Below are 23,574 nucleotides of genomic sequence, written 5' to 3'. Positions count from 1 at the left end.
ATGCAAGACACGCCACTACCGCCAGATGGCACCGTCGCGGATGCGCCGGATGACAACTGGGTCGACAAATACGCCCCCGCCTTCGCCCGCCCCTATCTTCGGCTCAGCCGTGCCGACCGTCCCATCGGCACATGGCTGTTGCTTTTGCCCTGCTGGTGGGGGCTGACGCTGGCGATGCTGCATGATCAAAGCCCCCGGTGGGAGGACGCGTGGATTTTCATCGGTTGCGGCATCGGCGCCTTTCTGATGCGGGGGGCGGGCTGCACATGGAACGACATCACCGACCGCGACTTCGACGGTCAGGTCGAACGTACACGGTCGCGCCCGATCCCGTCGGGTCAGGTCAGCGTCCGGGGGGCTTTTGTCTGGATGGTCCTGCAAGCCCTGCTGGCCGCCTGCATCCTGTTTACCTTCAACTGGCAGGCCATTGGCCTTGGCGTTCTGTCGCTGTTGCTGGTGACGGTCTATCCGTTTGCAAAGCGCTTTACCTGGTGGCCGCAGGTGTTTCTGGGCCTCGCGTTCAACTGGGGCGCGCTGCTGGTGTGGACCGCGCATACCGGGCGGCTCGAAGCGCCCGCGGTCCTGCTTTATGCTGCGGGCATCGCCTGGACGCTGTTTTATGACACAATCTATGCCCATCAGGACACCGAGGATGACGCGCTCATTGGGGTGAAATCCACCGCGCGGCTTTTTGGCAAACAGACGGCATCATGGCTGCGCCGGTTCCTGATGGCCACCGTGGGCCTGATGGGTCTGGCTGTGATATTTGCCGCACAAGGTAACGCATCCGTTCTGGCGCTGGTGATCGCATTGGGCGGACCATGGGCGATGGGCTGGCACATGGCGTGGCAGTTGCGGGGGCTGGATATCGACGATCCTGCCAAATGCCTGCAACTGTTTCGTGCCAACCGCGATACCGGCATGATCCCGCTGGTGTTTCTTGCCGCAGCATTGCTGGCATGATTGCGCCTGCGCGCCGGGCCGCGTATCACAGGACCAACTGAAACGGTGCAAAGCCCTGTCATGCGACCCATGCGTCTGTCTGCCCTTCTGATTGTCGCCATCACCTTTACCGCAGCCGCCGTGCTGTCGCTGGTGGCCGCGAACTTTTCTGTCAAACTGATCGAGGAGAATTCCGAGATCGGCGTGCGTGACGCGCTGGATGAGGCAGGGATGACATGGGCCGAAGTACAGGCAGATGGATTGCAGGTGATCCTTGCAGGGATTGCGCCCACCGAAGCCGTGCGTTTCCGCGCCCTTTCAACTGCCGGCAGCATGGTCGACGCCGCCCGCGTGATTGACGAAATGGAGGTCGAGGCACAGGCCGACATCGCCCCGCCGCGGTTCTCTGCCGAAGTGCTGCGCAACGACAGCGGGATTTCGATCATCGGGCTGATCCCCGCAACCACGTCCCGCGAAGATGCCATTGAACGGTTCAACGACATCGCAGGCGACACCAGCGTGACGGACCTGCTTGAAACCGCAGATTATCCCGCACCCACGGACTGGGACGATGCCTTTGCCTTCGCGGTCAACGCCATGGCGGAATTGCCGCGCGCCAAGGCATCTGTCGAAGCCGGCCGGGTATCGATCACTGCGATTGCCGACAGTATCGAAGCCAAGCAGCAGATGGAAAACCGCCTGAACCGCGCAGCACCGCCAAATCTATCAGTCCAACTTGATATCGCGGCCCCCAGACCCGTGATCACACCTTTTTCCCTGCGCTTCACATTGGACGGGGAAGGAGCGAATTTCGATGCCTGCTCGGCCGATACGGAAGAGGCGCAGGCGCGCATTCTTGCCGCCGCGACCAACGCGGGTCTTGAAGGGGCGGCGCGGTGCGTGGTGGGCATGGGCGTGCCCAGCCCATATTGGGCCGACGCGGTAACACAAAGCATTGATGCCGTGGCCCGGCTGGAAGGTGGCACCGTGACCTTCGCTGACGCGGATATCACCCTTGTGGGCCTGCCCGGTTCCGATCAGGCGACCTTTGACCGCGTCGTGGGGGAGCTTGAAAATTCCCTGCCGGATGTCTTTGCCCTGCGCGCCAAGCTGCCCAAGGTCGAAGACCCCAACGCGGGCCCCCAGGAATTTACCGCAACGCTGGACAAGGACGGCGCGGTGGAGCTGCGCGGCAGGTTGTCTGACGCAGCATCGCGGGAATTGGCCGACAGCTATGCCAAAGCGCGGTTCGGATCGGCCCAGGTCACGACGGCGGCACGGCTGGTGGAAGGCCTGCCCGACAGTTGGACACCCCGCGTGTTGACCGGGCTTGAAGCGCTGTCGATGCTCAACAACGGATCGCTTTTCGTCACCCCCGATACCGTCGCCGTGAAAGGCGAAACCGGGAACCCCAATGCCAGCACGGAAATCACCGCACTGCTGTCCAAACAGTTGGGCGATGGCACGGATTACGACATATCAGTCCGGTATCTGGAAAAACTCGATCCCGTGCTGGGCCTGCCCACCCCAGAGCAATGCGAAGCGGAAATCGGCGCGGTGCTGGAACTTGGCAAGATCAACTTTGAGCCGGGCAGCGCAACAATTGATGCTTCTGCCCTTGTGGTGATGGATCAGATTGCCGATATCCTCAAACGCTGTGGCGATATCCCGCTGGAAATTCAGGGTCATACCGACAGCCAGGGCCGCGAGAGCATGAACCTCGAACTCAGCCAGAGCCGCGCGGAATCAGTGCTGAACGAGCTGCGCGCACGCCGCGTGCTGACAGGGTCCTTCACCGCGAAGGGTTACGGTGAAGTGACCCCCATCGCCGACAACAAGTCCGAAGAAGGCCGCGAAGCGAACCGCCGCATCGAATTCCGCCTTATTCGCGAGGAAGCACCCGAAACAGCGCTGGAAAACGCTGAGGATTCAGGCGATAACAGCACTGAAACCTCGGAAGAAGGCTCAGAAAATGAGCAGAACTGAATTTGTCATTGCAACCGCGATCATTCTTTTCGTGGCCTTCTGCCTGGGATGGTTCGCCAACTGGCTCTTGCATCGCTTCACTCGCGTGGCCGCCGGCGACGTGGCAGAGCTTGACCGGATGAGCCAGGAACTGCACGAAGCCGAAGAAACCCGCGATCAGGCGATCACCTACCTCCAGCAGCGCGAGGCAGAGTTGACAAACCAGCTTTCGCAGACCGAAGCCGAGTTGCGCGCGGCAATGGACGGGCTGCGCGATGCGCGCCACGAAGCCGAAGAAATGCGCAGCATAATCGAGCGTCAGCAAGCCAGCTGAGCGCGGCCAGCTTCTGCCACCCCCGATCGTCCGGAAAAAGGCGGGCCTTAAGGCACCGTCATGCAAGCGCAGATCGCCTTTTTGCTGATGCTTTGTGACGTACTCCCCAGAAAAAGGCCTGTCACACTGCCCAGACCCCGCCGCCCCGTGACGATCAGATCCGCATTGGCGGTCTTGGCCCGGCCCAGCACCGCTTCGACAGGGTCACCGTGTCCGATGTGAACCTCGATGTCGGGCACGCCGGCCTTTGCTGCAACGGCCTTGGCGCGCGCGCCCATCTCTTCGGCGGCTTCGCGCAAAAGCTGCTCCTGTGCGGCCGACGGACCGACATAAAAGCCCGAAATCGCTTCAGCGGCGAAGGTCACGGTTTCATCAAGCGGGGTGTGTGAGACCTCGATCCGGGATCCGAACTTCTGCGAAAGCTCGCACCCCATGCGCAAGGCACGCTCCGCCGCCTCCGATCCGTCAAAGCCCACTACGATTGAAGAAATCATCGCTCACCTCCTGTTTGATGTGGCACATTAGCCTGACGACAGGCGTGGCACATTGATACAGGTCAAGCCTTGCATTCCCCTACCAGCGGGTCAACGCGTCTTCATCTTCGTCCTTCGCCTGAACCCAATCCGCCCCCTGCCGCGTCACTTCGCGTTTCCAGAATGGCGCACGGGACTTCAGATAATCCATCAGGAATTCGGCCCCCTCAAACGCATCCTTCCGGTGGGGAGCGGCGGTTGCAACCATCATGATCATCTCACCAGGTTTCAGCGCACCGAAGCGATGAATGACCAGCGCATCGCCCAAGCGGAAGCGGGCGACGGCCTGCTCCGCAATATCGCTGAGCGCGCTTTCGGTCATACCGGGGTAATGTTCGATCTCCATCACCTCAAGCGGATCATCGGGCAGGTCGCGCACCACACCTGTGAAGGTGACAATCGCGCCCATGTCCTTGCGACCGGCTGCAAAGGCGGCTGTCTCTGCCCCCAGATCGAAAGGCGCTTCCTGCACCAAGATCCGCATGGATCAGCCCCCTGTCATGGGTGGAAAGAACGCGACTTCCCGCGCACCTTTCAACGGGGCGTCGAAATCAGTAAGTTCCTGATCGACGGCCACGCGCAGGGCGGACAGGTCCGAAAACGCCACTTCGTAACGCTCTTCCCGGGCGCGCAATTCGGCCACCAGATCCGCCACGGTCGCAGCATCCGTTTCCACCTCTTCCCGAGGCAGCCCGATCCGTTCCCGGACCCAGGCGAAGTAAAGCACATTCATCAGCGTCCCTCTTTCAAGTGTGGTAGTGCCTTGGAAAAGTAATCAAAGCCCGTGATGGCAGTCAAAGCTGCGGCAACCCAAAGCAGGATCAGCCCGGTGATCCCGGCCCATTCCATCCCGAAAAGCTTCCAGCCCAGCCCCAGCACGTCTTCTTCTTCGCCGTTCAGGATGGCATTGATCATCTGCTGATCCATCCCGAAGACGGACATGCCGAGGTAGTGTTCGAAAACGCCTTGGGAAAACAGCACCGCGATGGCGATCATCTGCAAGGTGGTCTTCCATTTCGCAAGTTTGGTCACCTTCAACGTGCCTGCCACATCACCCAGAAATTCCCGCAGGCCGGAGACGAACACCTCCCGAAACAGGATCACTGTCGCAGGCAGCACCAGCCAGGGTGACCAGCTTGAGAAGGCCACGATCACCATCAGCGCGATAACCACCATCGCCTTGTCGGCAATCGGGTCCAGCATCGTACCGAGCTTGGTTTCCTGCTTCCAGGCACGCGCAAGATAGCCGTCAAACCAATCGGTTATCGCCGCCAGCACGAAAAGCACCAGCGCGAACCAATCCGCGTAGGGTCGGTTGAAATAGAGGAACATCACAGCCACACCGGGCGCCGCAACCAGCCGCAGGAGTGTCAGGGTATTGGGTAGGTTCCACTTCATACCCCCTTCTACCGCGCCTCAAAGGGGCAGGAAAGCACCAATGAAGTGATTCAAATGCTTGGCATTTGGCCGCTTGCTTGAAGTCACAGCACTCCGTATCCTTTTGTTAAATTTACATTTTGTTTAGATTTGAAGGAGGCTGACTGCCCGTGAACCGCCCCCTGCCGACACCCTATGCCGATCTGGCCGACCGCGCGTTTTGGAAAAACGCTGTCAACGCGCGCAGCCTGTTTGATATTGCCGACCTATGGACGCCAAAGTTTTCCATCGGACCGAAAATGCCGGTCGCGACCTATGGTTCCTGTTTTGCACAGCATCTGGGCCGTGCCCTGCGTGCGCGTGATTACAACTGGCTGAATGCGGAACCCGGCGCAGGCCAATCGCCGCAGACGAACCGCGCCTTCCACTACGGCGTGTTTTCGGCACGCACCGGGCGCATCGATACCACGACACTGCTTTTGCAATGGGTCCGCTGGGCCGTTGGGGACATAACCCCGCCCGATGCATTCTGGAACGCCGCAGGTCGGTTTCATGATCCCTTCCGCCCCTCGATTGAACCGCAGGGTTTTGCCAGTATGGACGAAGCAAAGCGGAGCCGCCAAACGACGATCGACGCATTTGCCACCAGTATCCGCAAGGCACGGGTGTTTGTTCTTACCCTCGGACAGACTGAAAGGTGGCGGCACCTGCAACAGGGGTACGAATATCCGCTTTGTCCCGGCCATGCCGGGGGCCAGTTCGACCCGGACACCCATGGCTTTGATAACCTCGGTTTCGCCGAAACCCTCGAAAGCCTGTGGGACGCGATCAAGATCATGCGCCGGATGAACCCCAAGCTGCGTCTTGTCCTCTCCGTCTCTCCCGTGCCTCTGAGCGCCACGATGAGCGGTCAGCACGTGATCCCCGCCACGACCTATTCCAAATCCGTCCTGCGCGCGGTCTGCGGCGAACTGGTACAGCAATTGCCGCACGTGGACTATTTCCCGGCGTATGAAATCCTGTCCTCCCCCGCCTTTCGTGCCAGTTTCTTTGAGCCGAACCAGCGCGATATCACACGGACCGGGGTGGAATTCGTAATGGAGCATTTCTTTGACGGGCACGCTGGCGCCCAAACCCCCACAGCACAACCAGACAAGTCTGCACATATCATCTGCAAAGACGCGCTGCTGGCAAACGAAAGGGGGATGCACTGATGGTTGAGGTTCTGATCGTGGGCAACAGCCAGACCGGCGCGCTGCTTCACCGTGTCCGGCGGCACCGCAACGTTGCCCTTGCCGCGGCGCAGGACAAGCACTTTGACCAGATCACCGTTACCCGGGATGGACGGCTGACCGGTGCGCAGCTTTATCGCCACTGCGAAGATGGCGCGGACCTGCGGCGGTTTGACCTTGTCTATGTCTACGCGGATCTGGCCGAACCGGTGGCCCTGCTACCGGTCCGCGTGCATCGGTTCAGCGACGCCTATCTGTCTGCGCATATTGATGAGCGGGTACACCAGACCCGCGCGGTGCGTCTGGCCCGTGCGATCGCGCGTGTCATGCCAGCGGATCGAATTATCCTGATCCCCAAGCCCATCAGCCTCAACCGTGCCGCTGACACCTTCAAGGATGTGGATACGCAGGTCGCCACCCGACTGGTCGAAGGGTGCGCGGGACATGCAATCGCCCACCTGAAATCGAGCATCTACACAATCAACTGGACCCCAAAGCCGGAGTGCTATGAAGGTTCCGCGGACTGGCAGGGGGCGCAGCCTGACCCGGTGCAGCATCCCAATCACGACAAGGGGCATCTGAACACCCGGGCGGGCAGTCAGGTTTTCGACGCGCTCAAACGCGATGTGGCCCTACGGATTGTCGGGGCTATCCGCGTTCATGGAAAAACGCATAAATCGTCTCCGCCAATGCATCCGACACCCCCTCCACCGCTTTGAGGTCGCTCAGGTTTGCGCGCCCTACCGCCTTGGCCGACCCGAAATGCGCCAAGAGCGCGCGCTTGCGCGCAGCACCGACGCCCGGCACGTCATCAAGCGGTGTCGCCCCAACCGCCTTCGCGCGTTTCGCCCGGTGCGTCCCGATTGCAAAGCGGTGCGCCTCGTCGCGCAGGCGCTGTACGAAATACAACACCGGATCATTGTGCCTGAGCGCCATGGGCCGCTGCCCGGTACGGTGGAATTCCTCCTTGCCGGCATCGCGGTCCACGCCCTTGGCCACGCCGACCATAGGGATATCCTCAACCCCGTAGTCCCGCATGATCTCGCGTACCGCACTGACCTGACCCGCGCCGCCGTCGATCAGCAACAGGTCCGGCCACATGCCTTCGGTGCGGTCCGGGTCTTCCTTGATCAGCCGCTTGAAGCGCCGCGTCAGAACCTCTTTCATCATCCCGAAGTCATCGCCGGGTGTCAGTTCATCGCCGCGAATATTGAACTTGCGATACTGGTTCTTCAGCATGCCTTCCGGTCCCGCGACGATCATCGCGCCCACCGCATGGGCGCCCTGAATGTGGGAGTTGTCGTAGACTTCGATCCGTTCGGGTGGTTCGGGCAGGTCAAAGGCGTCCGCAAGGCCCTTCATCAGCCGGGCCTGCGTCGCGGTTTCCGCCATCTTGCGCGCAAGGCTTTCGCGCGCATTGCGCAGCGCCCCGTCGACCAGTTCGGCCTTTTCACCCCGACGCGGCACCAGAAGTTCCACCTTGCGGCCCAGCTTGCCGGTCAGGGCATCAGCCATCAGATCGGGGTTCTCAATCTCATTGCTGAGGATCAGTTGACGCGCCGGTTCGCGGGTGTCGTAGAACTGTCCGATGAAGGCCTCCAGCACCTCTGCTGCATCCACGTCTGCGCCGACACGCGGATAGTAGTCCCTGTTGCCCCAGTTCTGATTGGCGCGGATGAAGAAAACCTGGACGCAGGCCTGCCCGCTGTCCATGTGAAGCGCGATGATATCGGCCTCCGTCACGCCTTTGGGATTGATCCCCTGTGCGGTCTGCACCTGCGTCAGCGCCTTGATGCGGTCGCGCAGGGCGGCCGCCCTTTCAAACTCCATCTCCTCTGACGCGCGCGACATCTCTGTCGCAAGCCGCGCCTGAATGTCGGTCTTCTTGCCAGACAGAAAGCGTTCCGCATCCTTGACGGTCTGGCGATATTCCTCGGGGCTGATCTTGCCCACGCATGGCGCGGAGCAGCGTTTGATCTGATATTGCAAACAGGGCCGCGTCCGGCTTTCGAACATCGCGTTCGAACAATCGCGCAGCAGAAACACCCGTTGCAACTGGTTCAGCGTCCGGTTCACCGCGCCCGCGCTGGCGAAGGGTCCGTAATACGCCCCCTTCTCCTTCTTTGCGCCACGGTGTTTCTTGATCTGCGGGTAATCATGATCGGCCGTGACAAGGATGTTGGGAAAGCTCTTGTCGTCGCGCAGCAGCACGTTGAACTTTGGCTTGAGCTGCTTGATCAGGTTCTGCTCCAGCAGCAATGCCTCGGTTTCCGTCTTGGTGGTCAGAAACATCATGGAGGCCGTGTTCGCGATCATCCGTGCGATGCGCGCCGAATGTCCCGAAGGGCGCGCATAATTGCTGACCCGCGCCCGCAGGTTGCGCGCCTTGCCGACATAAAGCACACGGCTTTCCGCATCGAGCATCCGGTACACGCCCGGAGAGCTGTCGATCGTCTTGAGGTATCCCTGGATCACCTCATGGCCCAATGGCGGTATGTCAGTGGAAGCGGTCGTCATGCCCTGCTCAGCCTCTAGATTCGCGTTCGTTATCCTACCTCGAATGGCAAGGGTCTTTCAGTCCACCAAGACTGTGGATAACCTTGCCTATAACTTCGGTCCTTTCAGAAAAAACCCTTGTTCTCAGGACACTTCGTTAAAATGCCTCTTTTTTAGGCAGTTATTCAAGCTGTTGTTTCTACTCAGTATTTTTATTTCATTTTTGCAATGCACTGATAATACTGCACTTTTGTAACGAAGACTTAATCAGTGTTAAGCCACGTGCAAAACTTCTGTCCAGTCGGCCTGTCACTCTACCCCGCGCACGTCCGGGGTCTCCCATCCCAGGTGCTGGCCACCGTCCACGCAGATCAACTGTCCCGTGACGGCTGGCGCGTCCAGAAAGTAGCCAAGCGCGGCGGTGATGTCGTCCGGATTTGCACCGCGTTTCAATACGGTATTGGCACGTTGGTCCGCAAAATGTTGCGCACTTTGCCGTGCACCCTGCAGGGTCGGCCCCGGCCCGATGGCATTGACCCGGATCGCTGGTGCCAGCGCCTGCGCCGTGGTCTGCGTCATCGCCCAAAGCCCCATCTTTGCGAGCGTGTAGGTCATGAACTCAGGGGTCAGTTTGCGCACGCGCTGGTCGATCATGTTGACAATTAGTCCGGTCGCGACCGGCTCTCCGGCGCTGTCGGCCTCAGCCACAAGCCCCTGCGCTGCCAAGGCTTGCGTCAGGATGAAGGGCGCGCGCAGATTGCTGCCCATATGCCTGTCCCAACTGTCCCGCGTGGCACTGGCGACGGTGTCATATTCGAAGATTGACGCGTTGTTGATCAGGCAGGTGACCGGCCCGTCCAATGCCTCTGCCGCGGCGGGCAACAGGGCCTGCGTGGCGTCCTCCTCCAGCAGATCGGCTTGCAGCGCAACAGCATGGCGGCCTTCTGCGGTGATCGCTTTCACGGTATTCGCGGCACCGTCGGCTGAATGGGCGTAATGTACCGCGACATCGAAACCAGACCGCGCCAGATATACCGCCATTGCTTGTCCAAGGCGCTGCCCTGCTCCCGTCACCAATGCCCGTGCCATGTCTTGCCTTTCAGATCACGCCAACACGACGCAAAGATAGAGCACATACGTCGCGGTCAAGCCAATGCCCGCGATCCGCGTGATGTCGCGGCGCATATAGACGAAGGGGATCAACAGCAGCGACGCCGCCAACATCACCCACAGGTCGAACCGGAGAAACGCGGGATCCACACTGATCGGTCCGACAAAGCTGGCAATACCAATGATGGCCAGCAGGTTGAACATGTTCGATCCAATCACATTCCCCAGCGCCACATCCGCTTGACGCCTGAGCGCGGCCATGACTGTGGTCGCAAGCTCAGGCAGGGACGTGCCGATCGCCACCAGCGTCAGCCCGATCACCGTGTCGCTGATCCCGTAAGCCCGTGCGATGATTGAAGCGTTTTCCACCAGCAGGCTCGCGCCAAGGGGAAGGCCGATCAGGCCCAGAACAAGGAACACCGCGATCTGCCACTTGGGCATGTCGGGGTCTGCGCCTTCAGGTTCTTCATCGTCACCTGCACAGGCCCTGCGATAGCCCCGCGCTTCGATAAACGCCGTCCCTAGGACGTATGCCAGTCCTCCCAGCAGGACAAGCCCCGCAATCCAGTCGAATACGCCCCGGAATGCGAGCAAGATGAACAGCAACGACGCGGCGATCATCACGTTGAAATTCTTGCGCGTGTCACATTCGGACGTATGCATCGTGGCCAGCAGCGCGGGCACACCCAGCACCAGCAGGATGTTCGCCGTGTTGGAGCCGACCACGTTGCCCAAGGCGATACCGGGCGCATCATCCAATATCGCCTCGATCGAGATCAGCAGTTCAGGGGCAGAGGTGCCAAAGGCCACGATCGTCAGGCTGACGATCATCGCGGGGACACCCAAACGCAGCGACAGGTTCACCGCCCCCTTGACCAGCGCGTCCCCCGCCAGAAGCAACATCACCAGCCCCACGCCGGACAAAAGCCACGGCATCAGCATCAGGTCTTTCCCCCACAGGGACAGGGACCCTTGCCGATCCGGTGACGCCCGCAGGCGCGGCACTTCGTCTGCCTGAAACGCTTGCCACCGATCCAGTGCATCTTGCCAAACCACGCAAGTGTGCCCATGACCACCAGAAACAGAAGGACGACCTTCAGGATCATGTCTTACAGACCGAAGCGCGCGAAGGCCGCCCGCTCCTCGATGCCTTGAACGGCATCCTGCACCATCCGCGCCCCAAAGCGGGCCAGCAGCCCGCGCTTTGCACCGTACCGGCGGAATTTCACCTTGTCGCCAAAGCGCTCCTTCATCATCGGGCGCAGGTGGCCGATACCATCGATCAGACCCAGTTCGGCGGCACGGCGCGACAGCCAAACCTCGCCCGTGAACAGATCCTTGTCCTCGGGCAACTTATTCGCGCGACGCGCGCTGACGTGTTCCTTGAAATTCAAGTGAATGTCTTCAAGCAGACCTTTCAGTCGCTCCACATCGTCGGGGTTTTCGGGACGAAACGGGTCGAGCATGCTTTTGGACTTGCCAGCCGTATGGACCCGCCGTTCCACCCCATAATTTTCGATGAACTCATGCAGCCCGAAAGACGCGGAGATCACCCCGATGGATCCCACGACCGACGACGGATCGCCATAGATCTCATCCGCTGCTGCCGCCAGCCAGTACCCACCAGACGCTGCGACATCTTCCACAAATGCAATGACCGGCACGTCTTTTTCTTCAGCCAGCCTTCGGATGCGCGCCCCGATAAGGGAGGATTGAACCGGGCTGCCACCGGGGGAATTCACCTCCAGCGCGACGGCAACGGGTTTGCCCTTGGTAAAGGCTTTTTCAATCACCGGGGCCAGCACGGCATCGTTCAACGCACCACGCCCCTGCGCACCGATCATGCCAGCAAGGCGGATCACGGCAACAGTCGGGTCAGATTTAAGGAAGGGCAGCCAATTGTTCATCCGTCAGATGTAGAGCGGTGCCGCCCGGCAAACAAGGCGGTCCTTTGCTTTATTGCGCGCCGTGTTTTTCCGCCACGGGGTGATCATTGCCGGATGCGCCAACCGGTGCGGAAGATCCACCAGATCACACCAAGGCAAAGGGCCGTGAACAACCCGATGGCCAGCAGGCTGGTCAGGATCGGCACATCCGCGGTGCCGTAAAACGCCCACCGGAAGCCCGAGATCAGATAGACCACCGGATTGAACATCGAAATCGCCTGCCAGAATGGCGGCAGCATGGTGATCGAATAGAACGACCCACCCAGAAAGACCAAGGGCGTCACGATCAGCAGCGGCACGATCTGCAACTGTTCAAAGTTCCCCGCCCAGATGCCAAGGATAAAGCCGAACAACGCGAAGCTGATCGTGGTCAGTACAAGAAGCGCCACCATGGCAATGGGGTGCTGGATGCTGAAATCAACGAAGAAAAAGGCGGTGACCAGAATGATCGCCCCGATGATCAGTGCCTTCAGCGCTGCCGCCCCCACGTAGCCGATGACGATCTCGATGAAACTGATCGGGGCGGACAGCAGTTCAAAGAACGTCCCGATGAACTTGGGAAAATAGATGCCGAAGGACGCGTTTGAGATCGACTGTGTGATCACCGTCAGCATGATCAGGCCCGGCACGATGAACGCCGCATAGCTGACGCCCTCGACCTCCTGGATGCGGCTGCCGATGGCTGCGCCGAACACCACGAAATACAGGGACGTCGAGATCACCGGCGCCAGAAAGCTTTGCGCAATGGTGCGAAAGAACCGCGCCATTTCGAACCTGAAAATAGAGCGGACTGCCATCCAGTTCATGCCGCGTCCTCCTTCACGAGGGTGACGAAAATTTCTTCCAGACTGGATTGCCGTGTCACCACGTCCCGCAGCACCAGACCGGCCTCCGCGACATTGGACAATAACTTGGTAATGCCTGTCCGTTCGCTCTTTGTGTCGTAGGTATAGATCAATGCACCGCCATCTTCGGACAGGCGAAGGGTCTCCGCGCGCAGGCTTTCGGGGATTTCACTGATCGGTTCGGTCAATTGCACTTCGAGTTCTTTTTGCCCCATGCGCGCCATCAAGGTCGACTTGTCCTCGACCAACATCAATTCACCACCCGCGATCACGCCAACACGGTCGGCGATGGCTTCGGCTTCTTCGATGTAGTGGGTGGTCAGGATGATGGTCACGCCATCGGCTTTCAGATCTGCCACAACCCGCCACATGTCCTTGCGCAACTCCACGTCCACACCGGCTGTGGGTTCGTCCAGAAACAACACACGCGGATGGTGCGCCAGCGCCTTGGCAATCAGAACCCGGCGCTTCATGCCGCCCGAAAGCGCCCTGATCTGGCTGTCTTTCTTGTCCCACAGCGACAATTGCCGCAGCACCTTTTCAATCGCCGCGTCGTCGGATGGCTGGCCAAACAACCCACGCGAAAAGCGCACCGTGTTGAATACCGTTTCAAAGGGTTCAAGGTTGATTTCCTGCGGGACCAGCCCGATCATCTGCCGGGCCGCGCGGTAATCGTTCAGGATATCGTGCCCGCCTACCTGCACACTGCCCGACGTCGGCGTGGTGATCCCGCAGACAGTTGAGATCAAAGTGGTTTTACCCGCACCGTTCGGCCCCAGAAGCGCAAGGATCTCGCCTTCGCGTATGTCCAGTGTCACTCCTTTCAGCGCCTCGAAGCCATCCTGATAGGATTTGCGCAGATCATGGATGCGGACGATATCGGACATGTCGTGGCCTTTGTTAGGATTGTCAGGAGTCTAGAGTGGCAACCGCGATGTCAACCGCCACTGCCTGTGCACAGATGCAGGTCATGCCTGCACTTCGACCACAACCTTGCCCGTGGCCTTGCGACTGCGCAACAGATCAAGCGCTTCGTTCGCGTCCTGCAACGGCAGCACATGGCTGACATGGGGTTTCAGCTTGCCCGACACATACCAGTCGAAGAGCACCTTGAAACTATCGGTCAGCACATTCGGGTTTACCTTCGCATAACCGCCCCAGTAAAACCCGATCACGGATATGTTCTTGACCAACACGATATTGGCCGGGATTTGCGGCACTTCGCCGGAAGCAAAGCCAAGCGGCAACAAACGCGCTTCGGGGTTGCAGGCGCGCAGCGCGGCCTTGAATTGCGCCCCGCCCACCGGATCATAGACGACATCGGCACCGCCCAGCGCCTTGACCGCTTCGCGAATGTCATCCGCTTCGGAATCGATCAGATGATCCGCGCCCATCTGGCGGCAAATCTCCAGCTTGGCCTTGCCGCGCGCGCAGGCGATGACCTCCGCGCCCATCAACTTGCCCAATTCTACCGCCGTGAGGCCCACCCCGCCGGAGGCCCCTAGCACCAACAACCGCTCCCCCGGTTTCAGATGCGCCTTGTAGTCGAGCCCCACATGGCTGGTGCCATAGGCGATCAGGAAAGCGGCCGCATCCACCGCCGACATCTGGTCCGGGATCGGCACGCAAATCTCGGCTGGGAGACAGGCGTATTCACCCAGCCCGCCAAAGCCGGAATAGGCCGCGATGCGATTGCCTTCGCTAAGCCCGGTGACCCCTTCGCCCACAGCGTCGACCGTCCCCGCCAATTCCATCCCCAGTGTTGCAGGCAAGGGGGGTTTTTCCTGATAGGTTCCCTTGATGATCAGCGTATCCCCGAAATTCAGCCCGCAGGTCTCCACCCGTATGCGAACCTCGCCCGGACCGGGTTGGGGCATGTCCACTTCCCGCATTTCGAGCGGGGCGTCGTAAGCGGTCAGTTGCATCGCGCGCATTGGGGTCGTCTCCTTGGATCGGGAAAGGCCACATGGCCCAAGGTGGCCCGGCTTGGCAAGAGCTTGTCGGCGCTTTGCCCTTGCCAAAAGGCGCAACTGTCGCGCGACCACCAAGAAGCCGCGCCGATTTTCGCCGCAGCGCCCCGCGTCAAACTGTCACGATTCTGCATTGCTGCAGCATGCGCAAAACCGCGACCCTGCACTTCTTTATACGTCGCCGAGATTCTCACCCTGACTTCACCGCGCGTGTTTCGTAACTGAATGCAGATTTGTGGCCCGATTGTCCGGTTTCCCTTGAGAAACCCCGCGAATTCACCCAGATATGTGCGACGTCAAAAACCCAAAGATCAGGAGTTCGCGTGTCCCTCTTCCTTATCGTCGCCCTGCCCTTCCTGGGCGCGCTGCTTCCGGGTATGATGAACCAGGCCGGCAGGCAAGCCTGCGCCGGTGTCACCTTCACCATCACGCTGGCCGCCCTTGTGGGGCTGTTGACCAACGCGCCGGCAGTGCTGGCCGGGGAGGTCGTCCAGACTGGCGTCAACTGGTTGCCCGCATTGGGTCTGAACGTGACTTTCATGCTGGACGGGCTTGGCTTCTTTTTTGCCGCGCTGATCCTTGGCATCGGTTTGCTGATCATCGCTTACGCACGCTTCTATCTCGCCCGTGAAGATCACATGGGCGAATTCTTTACTTATCTTCTGCTGTTTCAGGGCGCGATGGTCGGGATCGTTCTGAGCGATAACATACTGCTTTTGCTTATCTTCTGGGAACTCACCTCCCTGTCGTCCTTCCTGTTGATCGGATATTGGAAGCACCTGCCGGAAGGCAGGCAAGGCGCCCGCATGGCGCTTGCCGTGACCGGCATGGGCGGGCTCGCCATGATTGGTGGGATGCTGCTGCTGGGCCAGATCGTGGGCAGCTATGACCTGAGCGTGATCCTGCAAAACCGTGAATTGATACAGGAAAGCCCGCTTTATCTGCCCGCACTGATCCTGATCCTGCTGGGCTGCTTTACCAAGTCCGCGCAGTTCCCGTTTCACTTCTGGCTGCCCCATGCGATGGCCGCGCCTACGCCGGTGTCGGCCTACCTGCACTCCGCCACGATGGTGAAGGCGGGGATATTCCTGATGGCGCGCATGTGGCCGGTGCTGTCGGGCACGCCGGAATGGTTCGTGCTTGTCACCACGGCGGGCCTGATCACCATGGTGCTGGGTGCGGTGATCGCGCTGTTCAAGCATGATCTCAAGGCGTTGCTGGCCTTTTCCACGGTGTCGCATCTGGGGCTGATCACGATGCTGCTGGGCACCGGGACGGCCTTTGGTGCGATGGCCGCGATGTTTCACATCCTCAACCACGCGACGTTCAAGGCCGCGCTTTTTATGTCTGCGGGGATCATCGATCACGAAACCCACACGCGGGACATCCGGCGGTTGGGCGGGCTGCGGCACCTGATGCCGATCACCTTCACCATTGCAACACTGGGCGCGCTGTCGATGGCGGGCATCCCCTTCCTGAACGGCTTCCTGTCCAAGGAGATGATGCTGGAGGAAGCCAATCATACGGTTTTGTTCGACAATCCCTGGCTTGTCCCCGCGCTTGCGACGGTCGGGTCGCTCTTTTCGGCGGCGTATTGCTTTCGTCTGATCGGGCATACCTTTCTTGGTCCAAAGCGCGACGATTATCCCGCCGCCCCGCATGACCCCGGCGCGGGGCTCTGGCTGCCCCCCGCGCTGCTGATCATACCGGTCATCGTCATCGGCTGCGCGCCGTTTCTGGCCGAGCCTTTTGTCAAGACCGTGACAGCTTCGGTTCTGGGACAGGCTGCCGAGGTGCCCAAGGCTTACTTCAAGATCTGGCATGGCCTCGTGCCGGCCCTTTACATGTCGATCATCGCCGTGGTCGGCGGCCTGCTGCTGATGTTCATCTACGCGCCGCTTCTTCGGGCGTGGGAGACGACCCCGCGTCCCGAGGCGAAAACGATCTTCGACGCGCTTATTGCGGGGGTTGTGAATATCGCACGCAAGGTTACCCATGGGTTACACAATGGTGCCTTCACCCGCTATGCCGCGATCATGAGCGTTACGGTGCTGGCCGTTGGTTATCACGCATGGGCCACCGGGACGGTTGGGCCCGCCACCCGCAGCGTGCAACCGGCCGGACCGGTGGAGACCGCGGGCTGGGCGATGCTTGTCGCCGCCACAGTGGGGCTGGTCACCCTGCACCGCAATCGTCTGCTGGCGTTGATCCTTATCGGTATCATCGGGCTTATGGTTTCGGTCGGTTTCGTGTTCTTCAGCGCGCCGGACCTTGCGATGACCCAGATCACGGTTGAGGTGGTCACGATCATCCTGCTGCTGCTGGCGCTGAATTTCCTGCCGAACCAGACCCCGGTGGAAAGCACAACGCTGCGGCGTCTGCGCGACGGTGCGGTGGCGCTGGGACTGGGTGCGGGGGCGATGGCAATGTCGTACCACTTTCTGCTGCGCGACGCCGTACAGACGCCCATCTCCGAATTCCACCTTGCCAATTCCTATAAAGGGGGTGGCGGCACCAACGTGGTTAACGTGATCCTTGTGGATTTCCGGGGTTTTGACACCTTCGGAGAGATCATCGTGCTGGGCATCGCCGCCCTGCTGATCTATGCGCTGACCGAAACCCTGCTGAGCGGTCCGGTGCGCGCGCGCCTGCTGAACCGCACACCGGATCAGCCGCGCGCAGGCGACATGCACCCGATGATGATGGTTGTCCTGACCCGCGTGATGATGCCCGTGGTGCTTATGGTCGGCTTCTACATCTTCCTGCGCGGCCACAATGAACCCGGCGGCGGGTTCATCGCAGGCCTTGTCGTGTCGATTGCGGTGGTGATGCAGTACATGGCCAGCGGTTTTGCCTGGGCCACGGCGCGGCAACGCTACCCCTATCACGGGATCATCGGCGCGGGCGTGCTGATCGCGGGGTTGACAGGCGTTGGATCGTGGTTCTTTGGCAAACCCTTCCTGACGTCCGATTTCACCTACGTGCGGATCCCGCCGTTTCAGGAGTTCGAACTGGCCACCGCCGCCCTGTTTGACGTGGGGGTGTTCCTTGCCGTGGTGGGTGCCGTCATGCTGTCACTGGAAAGCTTTTCGCGCCTTGCGCGTCGGGCCCATGCAACCGACAGCGATTATGCGATGGACATCGATCCCTCGCGGGATGATCCCGCACCACCGGTCAAACCATTGGAAGGAGGGGCCTGACATGGAATTTCTCGTGGCCTCTGCCATTGGCATCCTGACGGCGGCAGGGACCTATATGGTGCTGCGCCTGCGGACCTTCCCGGTCATTCTGGGCATGTCCTTGCTGACCTATGCGGTGAACGTGTTCCTGTTTGCTTCCGGTCGCTTGACCATCTCTGCCCCGCCGATCCTGACGGATGCGGAGGTTTATACCGATCCGCTGCCACAGGCGCTGGTACTGACGGCGATCGTGATCTCCTTCGGGATGACCGCCGTCGTGGTGATGATTGCACTGGGGGCCTATCTGGGGGCCGATGATGATCACGTGGATGATCCGATCCCCAATCCCGACACACCGGTGGGGGGAGATACGCCATGACCCACTGGATCATTCTGCCCGTCGTCCTGCCCGCCATTCTGGCCCCCTTCATCGTGCTGGCCGCGCGGTATCACGTGGGCATCCAGCGGGTGTTTTCCGTCGCCGGTGTGCTGGCGCTGATTGCGCTTGCGGCCAGTCTGGCATGGCAGACGTCTGACGGCACTGTCCTGATGTACCGGCTGGGCGACTGGGCCGCACCCTTTGGCATCGTGGTGGTCGGTGACCGGCTGAGCACGCTGATGGTGTTGCTGACGGCGGTGCTGGGCCTGTTTGTCCTGCTTTATGCCATCGGGTCGGGATGGGACACGCGCGGCCGGCACTTCCACGCGCTGTTCCAGTTCCAGCTGATGGGCATCATGGGGGCGTTCCTGACCGGCGACCTGTTCAACCTTTTTGTCTTCTTCGAAGTCCTGCTTATCGCGTCGTACGGTCTGATGATCCACGCGGGCGGCAATGCCCGGCTGCGGGCGGGTGTGCAGTACGTCCTGTTCAATCTGATGGGGTCGACGCTTTTCCTGTTCGCGCTTGGTGCCATCTATGCCGAGACTGGCACGCTGAACATGGCCGATCTGTCACAGCGGTTGGCCAGCGTCGATCCTGAGGAGACCGTGGGCATCCGTCTGGCGGCGGTGCTGCTGTTGATGGTGTTTGCAGTGAAGGCCGCCCTTGTGCCGCTGCATTTCTGGCTGCCCTCCAGCTATGCCGAAGCGCCTGCCCCTGTCGCCGCGCTTTTCGCCATCATGACCAAGGTGGGGGCCTATGCGATCATCCGGGTCTACACGCTGATTTTCGGACCCGGCGTTGCGGTGACGGCTGGTCTGCATGATGTATGGCTGCTGCCTGCGGCGCTTGTGTCGCTGGCGCTGGGCATGATCGGCGTGCTGGCGGCGCGGAAACTGGACCGGCTGGTTGCGTTTTCGGTGATCGGGTCGATGGGTATGGTGATGGTCACCACATCCCTGTTCACGCCCGAAAGTATCGCAGCGGCGCTTTACTATATCGTGCATTCCACCTTCGCTGCTGCTTCGCTGTTCCTGATCACCGATCTGGTGGCGCACGGGCGCGGTGATCTGCGGCTGACAGCGCAACCGTTCTTTGCAGGGGGGCGGCGCACCGCAGGCATGTTCTTTGTCGCGGCCATCGCGATGGCGGGCCTGCCCCCGCTGTCTGGTTTCGTGGGCAAGCTGTTGATCCTCGACGCGGCCTTTCCACAGGACAACATGCGCTGGATCTGGGCGGTGGTGCTGTCGGCAAGCCTGATCAGCGTCGTGGGCTTTGCCCGCGCGGGCAGCACGATCTTCTGGAAGTCCCGCAGCGTGGAGCCGGAAGCCGATGCCGAGGTTTTTCCTGCGCCCGACACCTTGTCGTTTGTCGCGGTGGGCGGCCTGATCGCGTTGCTGGTGGCCCATACGATCTTCGCAGGACCGGCATACCGGTATGCCACCGCCACGGCGCAACAGCTGTTTTCGCCCACAGCCTATATCACCGTCGTTCTTGAGACGCCGGGAAAGCTGAGTGACGCCGATACCAAGGCCAAAGAGGAGGACCACTGACATGAGACGCGCATACCAATGGTTATTTCCGCATCCCCTGCTCACGTTGCTGATGGCCGCGGTCTGGATCCTTCTGCAGAACGAATTCTCCGCCGGGATGGCCGTGTTCGGCCTGATCCTCGGCATACTGATCCCGCGTTTGACCGCGCAATTCTGGCCGGACCGTCCGGTGCAGTTTCATGCAGGGCGGATGCTGTCCTACATGGTTGTTGTGATCTGGGACATCCTTGTGGCCAATGTGCAGGTTGCCTGGATTGTGCTGACCCGACCGAATTCGAAACTGCGGCCTGCCTGGGTCGTGGTGCCATTGGACCTGCGCCAGCCCGAAGCGATCACGATCCTTGCCGGAACCATCACGCTGACGCCCGGTACCGTATCGGCAGACCTGTCGGACGAGGGGCACAGCCTGCTGGTGCATGCGCTGGACGCGCCCGACCCGGACGCGGTGCGGGATGAAATCAAACACAGATACGAACGCCGCCTGAAGGAGATTTTCGCATGAGCGCTGCAACAAGCTTCCTCGACCTGGCGCTGTTGATCGCCTTTGTTCTGGTCGCCGTGGCACAGGTGCTGTCGATGCTGCGCCTTGTCATCGGGCCCACCACCGGGGACCGCATTCTGGCCATCGACACCATGACCGTAAACGCCATCGGCCTGATCGTCCTTCTGGGCATCGCGCAAGGCAGCCGCATCTATTTCGAAGTCACGCTGATCATTGCCATGCTCGGGTTCATCTCAACCGTGGCCTACGCACGGTTCATCCTGCGAGGAGACATTATCGAATGACCCTTGAGATCTTCAGCATCTATGCGGTTGCGGCCTGCCTGCTGATTGGCGGGGCCTTCGCCATCATCGGCACCATCGGTCTGTTGCGGTTCAATGATTCAATGGTGCGCCTGCATGCGCCGACGAAGGTGGGCACGATCGGGATCGGTGCATTGCTGCTCGCGTCGATCGGGCATTCCTATGTGTTTGCGGAAGGGTCGCTCCATGAACTGCTGATCATGGCGTTTCTGTTCGTGACTGCACCGATTTCAGCAAACTTCATTGCCAAGGTGCACATTCACAGGCGCGCCTGCGATACGCCACCCAAGCCGATCGAGGATGAAACCTGGTCAACGCTGAACCTGCCAGAAGCCGATGAGAAGCTGCTTGAATCAACCCGGCCTTAGGGCCGCCGTTCCTCGGCAGCCTGCGTTGAAAGTTGGTTCCATTGGCAAAACCGCAATGGGTGAGTCGCAACCCATCGGATTGTGGACCGCAGGCTTAACGCTCCTTATTGGGGTGCATGATTTCTTTTGCGTCAACAATTGGGCGTCTGCAAAGGCAAAAATCGCCAACTGTTTCTACTTTGAAGGGTAATCAAATCACCCGTCATAGGTGAATCAATATCCGGAAAATGAACGCTTTCAATCAATTGAGTTGATCACGAAATCGTAACAAATTTGGTGAATATTAACTGCGACGTTTGAAGGCCAGAGATTTCAGTACCAGTGACCTTGTTCAAGGCCAGTGACCATATTTTAGACTGCTGCCGTTTCCTGACCGTTGGCTGAAAGTAATTAAGTAACGAGTAAGGGCGGGTCGCGCCAAGTCTGCCGGTGCGACCCCCTTTTTCTTTCCGATTTTGTGCATTTTTGCACGTGTATGAGAGTTGAGTGATGAGTTCGAGCGCGCCGTATAATGGCGAAACCCTGGCCCACGACAGTGTGTCCGCCAACAGGCTTTCCCCTGAGGTCCTTGCCGCGCGCAAAGCACGGCGCGATTACATCATTTGTCTTTGCGTGGCGATGGTGACCCCGATCCTGCTGTTTGGTTTTGCGGCCCTCCTGCGCTGAATTCCACCGTCAAAAGAAGCTGACCCGACCCATTCTTGCGGCACCGCCGACGGCGTTGCGGAACAGTTGAATTGAACCTCGAGTTTCAGCGCATTCCGGAATTAACGAGTTCGGCAAGAATGTGCCGGATAAACGAAAACCTTCTCAATAAAGCCTCTAAGCGAGCGTCAATTCGACGGGATTTGCCGGTTAAGCTGCCGATCAGAAACGGTCAAGAGCCAGGTGCATGAGGCAGATGAAGATCAAGCTGAACAGGTTTATCAGGCTTTGCTTGCGCAAGATCGGCCTGACACCCATCCACAGTGGATTTCTGAACGACAAATCCCGCATGGCCCACGAACGCGCGGCCATGCATGCCCATTCCATCGTCAGCACCGCGACCGCAGACGGTATTCTGCTGGGCTGCAACGCGCGTTTTCAGGACACGCTGGGATACAAGGAAAGCGAGCTTGTGGGCCGCGAAATCGGCGATATCTATGCCGACGTGAATTCCAGCATGTTCACGGAAATCCGGGACATGTTGAAGCACGGCGAAAGCTGGAGCGGTGAACAGCGGCTCAAGCACAAGAATGGCAGCACCGTCTGGGTGCGCGCCACGATCTGTCCGATCCTCGATAGTGACGGCACCCATGTCAAAACCATCTCCATCCGCACGGACATCACGGCCAGCAAGCAATCCCAGTCCGAAAAGGACATGTACCGCGCGCTGCACATGATGCAGGATGAAATCTTTGTTCTGGAGGCGTCCGACCTGCGCTATGCCTATATGAACGTCGCGGCGATGCGCCGCTTTGGCTGGACCACCGCGGACTTCACGGGCAAGACCTTGATGGCTGCCCACCCTGACTTCGACCGGACCGCGTTCGAGCAGGAGGTGCGCCCCCTGCTGGACGGCGCAGTGAACGAGGTACGGTTCATGGAAGCGCTGGGCGGTGACACCTTCGAGAACACCGTGCAGCTGATGCAGGGTCCCGATGGCAGCGCACGCTTTGCCTGTATCCGTCACAACATATCGGAGCGCGTCGCACTGGAGAAAGCCAAGGATGAATTCACGGCAACCGTAAGCCACGAACTACGCTCCCCCCTGACATCCATCAAGGGGGGCATTGGCCTTGTTCTGTCAGGCGCCACGGGCGAACTTTCGGAGAAAACCCGCAACCTTCTGGAAATTGCCCATCGCAATTCCGAACGGCTTGTCCTGATCGTCAACGACATGCTGGAACTGGACAAGATCGCCGCCGGCAAGATGATTTTCGAGATGCGCGATTACGATGCCGGGCAGTTGTTCTCAGAGGCACTGATCGCCAATGATTCCTATCTGGCGCAATACGGTGTGAAGGTCGTCCCAAAGGGTTTCGACGCTGGTTTGAAAGTGCATTGCGACCCGGATCGCATGTTGCAGGTTCTCAACAACCTGCTGTCCAACGCCGCGAAATTCTCGCGGAGCGGGGACGAAGTGCATGCGATCCTTGAGGCAACAGACAAAGGTGTCGTCATGTCTGTTCAGGACTTCGGCGTCGGCATTCCCAAGTCCGCACAATCCACGATCTTTGAGCGTTTCACCCAAGCCAAGAACGGCCGGACAGAACGGCGTGGCACTGGTTTGGGGCTGAGCATCGTCAAGGCAATTGTGGATCATCACAACGGTCAGGTGGTGCTGGAAAGCGACGAAGGCCAAGGCACGACCGTTCAGGTGATCCTGCCACATCCTGCCACAGAGGGTTCAAACGGGCTCAAGAAAGCGTCCTGAGCTGACCCTTGATCAAGCAAGATCAAACGCTTGCACAATCATTTCCCAACCACTGCGTTCTTACGTTACAAATCACTGGTTTTTGCACGCGACCTGCAGTAAACGGAATTTTATTCTGTTTTCGC

At 59.9% G+C, this 23,574-nt stretch carries 24 protein-coding genes; 13 read left to right on the top strand and 11 right to left on the bottom strand.

All coding sequences use genetic code 11. The features are described 5' to 3' along the window. The 3 genes from ubiA (at position 1) to AB4X18_RS13160 (ending at position 3,241) form a co-directional block, all read left to right on the top strand. Entirely contained in the window at positions 1 to 963 is a 963-nt protein-coding gene (gene ubiA / locus AB4X18_RS13170) for a 4-hydroxybenzoate octaprenyltransferase (protein ID WP_432816682.1), read from the top strand. Positions 964 to 1,032: 69 nt separating this feature from the next. Further along, complete coding sequence (locus AB4X18_RS13165) at positions 1,033 to 2,928, top strand: OmpA family protein (RefSeq protein ID WP_432817421.1); 1,896 nt, start codon at positions 1,033 to 1,035, stop codon at positions 2,926 to 2,928. Further along, entirely contained in the window at positions 2,915 to 3,241 is a 327-nt protein-coding gene (locus AB4X18_RS13160) for a hypothetical protein (RefSeq protein ID WP_432816681.1), read from the top strand. The genes AB4X18_RS13165 and AB4X18_RS13160 overlap by 14 nt, the downstream gene beginning before the upstream one ends. Before the next feature lie 47 nt (positions 3,242 to 3,288). Here the strand turns inward: AB4X18_RS13160 and AB4X18_RS13155 are convergent, their stop codons facing one another. From AB4X18_RS13155 to pgsA, 4 genes are all read right to left on the bottom strand, one after another. Beyond that, positions 3,289 to 3,735, bottom strand: coding sequence for a universal stress protein (locus AB4X18_RS13155; protein WP_370400517.1), 447 nt, complete (start codon positions 3,733 to 3,735; stop codon positions 3,289 to 3,291). A 79-nt stretch (positions 3,736 to 3,814) separates the two neighbouring features. After that, on the bottom strand, positions 3,815 to 4,258 hold the full coding sequence (locus AB4X18_RS13150; RefSeq protein ID WP_370400516.1) for a molybdenum cofactor biosynthesis protein MoaE: 444 nt from the start codon (positions 4,256 to 4,258) through the stop codon (positions 3,815 to 3,817). A 3-nt stretch (positions 4,259 to 4,261) separates the two neighbouring features. Further along, complete coding sequence (moaD, locus tag AB4X18_RS13145; RefSeq protein WP_370402627.1) at positions 4,262 to 4,510, bottom strand: molybdopterin converting factor subunit 1; 249 nt, start codon at positions 4,508 to 4,510, stop codon at positions 4,262 to 4,264. Next, a complete protein-coding gene (gene pgsA, locus AB4X18_RS13140; protein ID WP_370400515.1) occupies positions 4,507 to 5,172 on the bottom strand; it encodes a CDP-diacylglycerol--glycerol-3-phosphate 3-phosphatidyltransferase in 666 nt (221 codons plus the stop codon). The genes moaD and pgsA overlap by 4 nt, the downstream gene beginning before the upstream one ends. Positions 5,173 to 5,321: 149 nt before the next feature. Between pgsA and AB4X18_RS13135 the strand changes: the two genes are divergently transcribed. Further along, complete coding sequence (locus AB4X18_RS13135; protein ID WP_370400514.1) at positions 5,322 to 6,365, top strand: GSCFA domain-containing protein; 1,044 nt, start codon at positions 5,322 to 5,324, stop codon at positions 6,363 to 6,365. After that, positions 6,365 to 7,102 carry a hypothetical protein gene (locus AB4X18_RS13130; protein WP_370400513.1) on the top strand — a complete coding sequence of 246 codons (738 nt, stop codon included), beginning with the start codon at positions 6,365 to 6,367 and terminating at the stop codon, positions 7,100 to 7,102. The genes AB4X18_RS13135 and AB4X18_RS13130 overlap by 1 nt, the downstream gene beginning before the upstream one ends. On the opposite strand, the gene uvrC is transcribed toward AB4X18_RS13130, so the two are convergent. The 7 genes from uvrC to AB4X18_RS13095 form a co-directional block, all read right to left on the bottom strand. Continuing rightward, a complete protein-coding gene (gene uvrC, locus AB4X18_RS13125; protein WP_370400512.1) occupies positions 7,032 to 8,900 on the bottom strand; it encodes an excinuclease ABC subunit UvrC in 1,869 nt (622 codons plus the stop codon). The two genes, AB4X18_RS13130 and uvrC, sit on opposite strands and share 71 nt — an antisense overlap. A 288-nt stretch (positions 8,901 to 9,188) precedes the next feature. Next, positions 9,189 to 9,968 carry an SDR family oxidoreductase gene (locus tag AB4X18_RS13120; RefSeq protein WP_370400511.1) on the bottom strand — a complete coding sequence of 260 codons (780 nt, stop codon included), beginning with the start codon at positions 9,966 to 9,968 and terminating at the stop codon, positions 9,189 to 9,191. Between the two features lie 15 nt (positions 9,969 to 9,983). Further along, positions 9,984 to 10,928: a calcium/sodium antiporter gene (locus tag AB4X18_RS13115; protein ID WP_370402626.1), complete on the bottom strand. Its 945-nt coding sequence runs from the start codon at positions 10,926 to 10,928 to the stop codon at positions 9,984 to 9,986. A gap of 170 nt (positions 10,929 to 11,098) precedes the next feature. Further along, the gene (locus tag AB4X18_RS13110) at positions 11,099 to 11,896 is read right to left on the bottom strand and encodes a S49 family peptidase (protein ID WP_370400510.1); all 798 of its coding nucleotides are present in this window, start codon (positions 11,894 to 11,896) and stop codon (positions 11,099 to 11,101) included. Between the two features lie 83 nt (positions 11,897 to 11,979). Continuing rightward, complete coding sequence (locus tag AB4X18_RS13105; protein WP_370400509.1) at positions 11,980 to 12,741, bottom strand: ABC transporter permease; 762 nt, start codon at positions 12,739 to 12,741, stop codon at positions 11,980 to 11,982. Continuing rightward, the gene (locus tag AB4X18_RS13100) at positions 12,738 to 13,667 is read right to left on the bottom strand and encodes an ABC transporter ATP-binding protein (protein ID WP_370400508.1); all 930 of its coding nucleotides are present in this window, start codon (positions 13,665 to 13,667) and stop codon (positions 12,738 to 12,740) included. Before AB4X18_RS13100 ends, AB4X18_RS13105 begins: the two co-directional genes overlap by 4 nt. Before the next feature lie 81 nt (positions 13,668 to 13,748). After that, positions 13,749 to 14,714 (bottom strand): NADPH:quinone oxidoreductase family protein, encoded by a 966-nt coding sequence (locus AB4X18_RS13095; protein ID WP_432816680.1) that lies wholly within the window; start codon positions 14,712 to 14,714, stop codon positions 13,749 to 13,751. Positions 14,715 to 15,073: 359 nt separating this feature from the next. On the opposite strand from AB4X18_RS13095, the gene AB4X18_RS13090 reads away from it, so the two are divergent. From AB4X18_RS13090 to AB4X18_RS13055, 8 genes are all read left to right on the top strand, one after another. Then, positions 15,074 to 17,950 (top strand): monovalent cation/H+ antiporter subunit A, encoded by a 2,877-nt coding sequence (locus AB4X18_RS13090; RefSeq protein WP_432816679.1) that lies wholly within the window; start codon positions 15,074 to 15,076, stop codon positions 17,948 to 17,950. Between the two features lies 1 nt (position 17,951). Continuing rightward, a complete protein-coding gene (locus AB4X18_RS13085; RefSeq protein ID WP_432816678.1) occupies positions 17,952 to 18,308 on the top strand; it encodes a Na+/H+ antiporter subunit C in 357 nt (118 codons plus the stop codon). After that, on the top strand, positions 18,305 to 19,861 hold the full coding sequence (locus AB4X18_RS13080) for a monovalent cation/H+ antiporter subunit D (RefSeq protein ID WP_432816677.1): 1,557 nt from the start codon (positions 18,305 to 18,307) through the stop codon (positions 19,859 to 19,861). Before AB4X18_RS13085 ends, AB4X18_RS13080 begins: the two co-directional genes overlap by 4 nt. A gap of 1 nt (position 19,862) precedes the next feature. After that, positions 19,863 to 20,363 (top strand): Na+/H+ antiporter subunit E, encoded by a 501-nt coding sequence (locus tag AB4X18_RS13075; protein ID WP_432816676.1) that lies wholly within the window; start codon positions 19,863 to 19,865, stop codon positions 20,361 to 20,363. After that, positions 20,360 to 20,647: a K+/H+ antiporter subunit F gene (locus tag AB4X18_RS13070; protein ID WP_370400507.1), complete on the top strand. Its 288-nt coding sequence runs from the start codon at positions 20,360 to 20,362 to the stop codon at positions 20,645 to 20,647. The genes AB4X18_RS13075 and AB4X18_RS13070 overlap by 4 nt, the downstream gene beginning before the upstream one ends. After that, on the top strand, positions 20,644 to 21,033 hold the full coding sequence (mnhG, locus tag AB4X18_RS13065; protein WP_370400506.1) for a monovalent cation/H(+) antiporter subunit G: 390 nt from the start codon (positions 20,644 to 20,646) through the stop codon (positions 21,031 to 21,033). The genes AB4X18_RS13070 and mnhG overlap by 4 nt, the downstream gene beginning before the upstream one ends. A gap of 486 nt (positions 21,034 to 21,519) precedes the next feature. Next, positions 21,520 to 21,699, top strand: a complete 180-nt coding sequence (locus AB4X18_RS13060; protein ID WP_432816675.1) for a hypothetical protein — start codon at positions 21,520 to 21,522, stop codon at positions 21,697 to 21,699. A gap of 226 nt (positions 21,700 to 21,925) precedes the next feature. After that, on the top strand, positions 21,926 to 23,449 hold the full coding sequence (locus AB4X18_RS13055; protein WP_432816674.1) for a PAS domain-containing sensor histidine kinase: 1,524 nt from the start codon (positions 21,926 to 21,928) through the stop codon (positions 23,447 to 23,449). Positions 23,450 to 23,574: the final 125 nt, after the last annotated feature.

It is taken from the genome of Sulfitobacter rhodophyticola, assembly GCF_041281685.2.
Classification (GTDB): Bacteria; Pseudomonadota; Alphaproteobacteria; order Rhodobacterales; family Rhodobacteraceae; genus Sulfitobacter.
The sequence above is the reverse complement of the archived record's forward strand: the minus strand, read 5'-3'. Positions and strand labels throughout refer to the sequence as shown.

What these genes read in the sequence shown, in the direction of transcription:
- ubiA (WP_432816682.1), top strand. Translation starts at nt 1, where the DNA reads ATGCAAGACACGCCACTACCGCCAGATGGCACCGTCGCGGATGCGCCG.
- AB4X18_RS13165 (WP_432817421.1), top strand. Translation starts at nt 1,033, where the DNA reads ATGCGTCTGTCTGCCCTTCTGATTGTCGCCATCACCTTTACCGCAGCC.
- AB4X18_RS13160 (WP_432816681.1), top strand. Translation starts at nt 2,915, where the DNA reads ATGAGCAGAACTGAATTTGTCATTGCAACCGCGATCATTCTTTTCGTG.
- AB4X18_RS13155 (WP_370400517.1), bottom strand. Translation starts at nt 3,735, where the DNA reads ATGATTTCTTCAATCGTAGTGGGCTTTGACGGATCGGAGGCGGCGGAG.
- AB4X18_RS13150 (WP_370400516.1), bottom strand. Translation starts at nt 4,258, where the DNA reads ATGCGGATCTTGGTGCAGGAAGCGCCTTTCGATCTGGGGGCAGAGACA.
- pgsA (WP_370400515.1), bottom strand. Translation starts at nt 5,172, where the DNA reads ATGAAGTGGAACCTACCCAATACCCTGACACTCCTGCGGCTGGTTGCG.
- AB4X18_RS13130 (WP_370400513.1), top strand. Translation starts at nt 6,365, where the DNA reads ATGGTTGAGGTTCTGATCGTGGGCAACAGCCAGACCGGCGCGCTGCTT.
- uvrC (WP_370400512.1), bottom strand. Translation starts at nt 8,900, where the DNA reads ATGACGACCGCTTCCACTGACATACCGCCATTGGGCCATGAGGTGATC.
- AB4X18_RS13120 (WP_370400511.1), bottom strand. Translation starts at nt 9,968, where the DNA reads ATGGCACGGGCATTGGTGACGGGAGCAGGGCAGCGCCTTGGACAAGCA.
- AB4X18_RS13110 (WP_370400510.1), bottom strand. Translation starts at nt 11,896, where the DNA reads ATGAACAATTGGCTGCCCTTCCTTAAATCTGACCCGACTGTTGCCGTG.
- AB4X18_RS13105 (WP_370400509.1), bottom strand. Translation starts at nt 12,741, where the DNA reads ATGAACTGGATGGCAGTCCGCTCTATTTTCAGGTTCGAAATGGCGCGG.
- AB4X18_RS13100 (WP_370400508.1), bottom strand. Translation starts at nt 13,667, where the DNA reads ATGTCCGATATCGTCCGCATCCATGATCTGCGCAAATCCTATCAGGAT.
- AB4X18_RS13095 (WP_432816680.1), bottom strand. Translation starts at nt 14,714, where the DNA reads ATGCGCGCGATGCAACTGACCGCTTACGACGCCCCGCTCGAAATGCGG.
- AB4X18_RS13085 (WP_432816678.1), top strand. Translation starts at nt 17,952, where the DNA reads ATGGAATTTCTCGTGGCCTCTGCCATTGGCATCCTGACGGCGGCAGGG.
- AB4X18_RS13080 (WP_432816677.1), top strand. Translation starts at nt 18,305, where the DNA reads ATGACCCACTGGATCATTCTGCCCGTCGTCCTGCCCGCCATTCTGGCC.
- AB4X18_RS13075 (WP_432816676.1), top strand. Translation starts at nt 19,863, where the DNA reads ATGAGACGCGCATACCAATGGTTATTTCCGCATCCCCTGCTCACGTTG.
- AB4X18_RS13070 (WP_370400507.1), top strand. Translation starts at nt 20,360, where the DNA reads ATGAGCGCTGCAACAAGCTTCCTCGACCTGGCGCTGTTGATCGCCTTT.
- mnhG (WP_370400506.1), top strand. Translation starts at nt 20,644, where the DNA reads ATGACCCTTGAGATCTTCAGCATCTATGCGGTTGCGGCCTGCCTGCTG.
- AB4X18_RS13055 (WP_432816674.1), top strand. Translation starts at nt 21,926, where the DNA reads ATGAGGCAGATGAAGATCAAGCTGAACAGGTTTATCAGGCTTTGCTTG.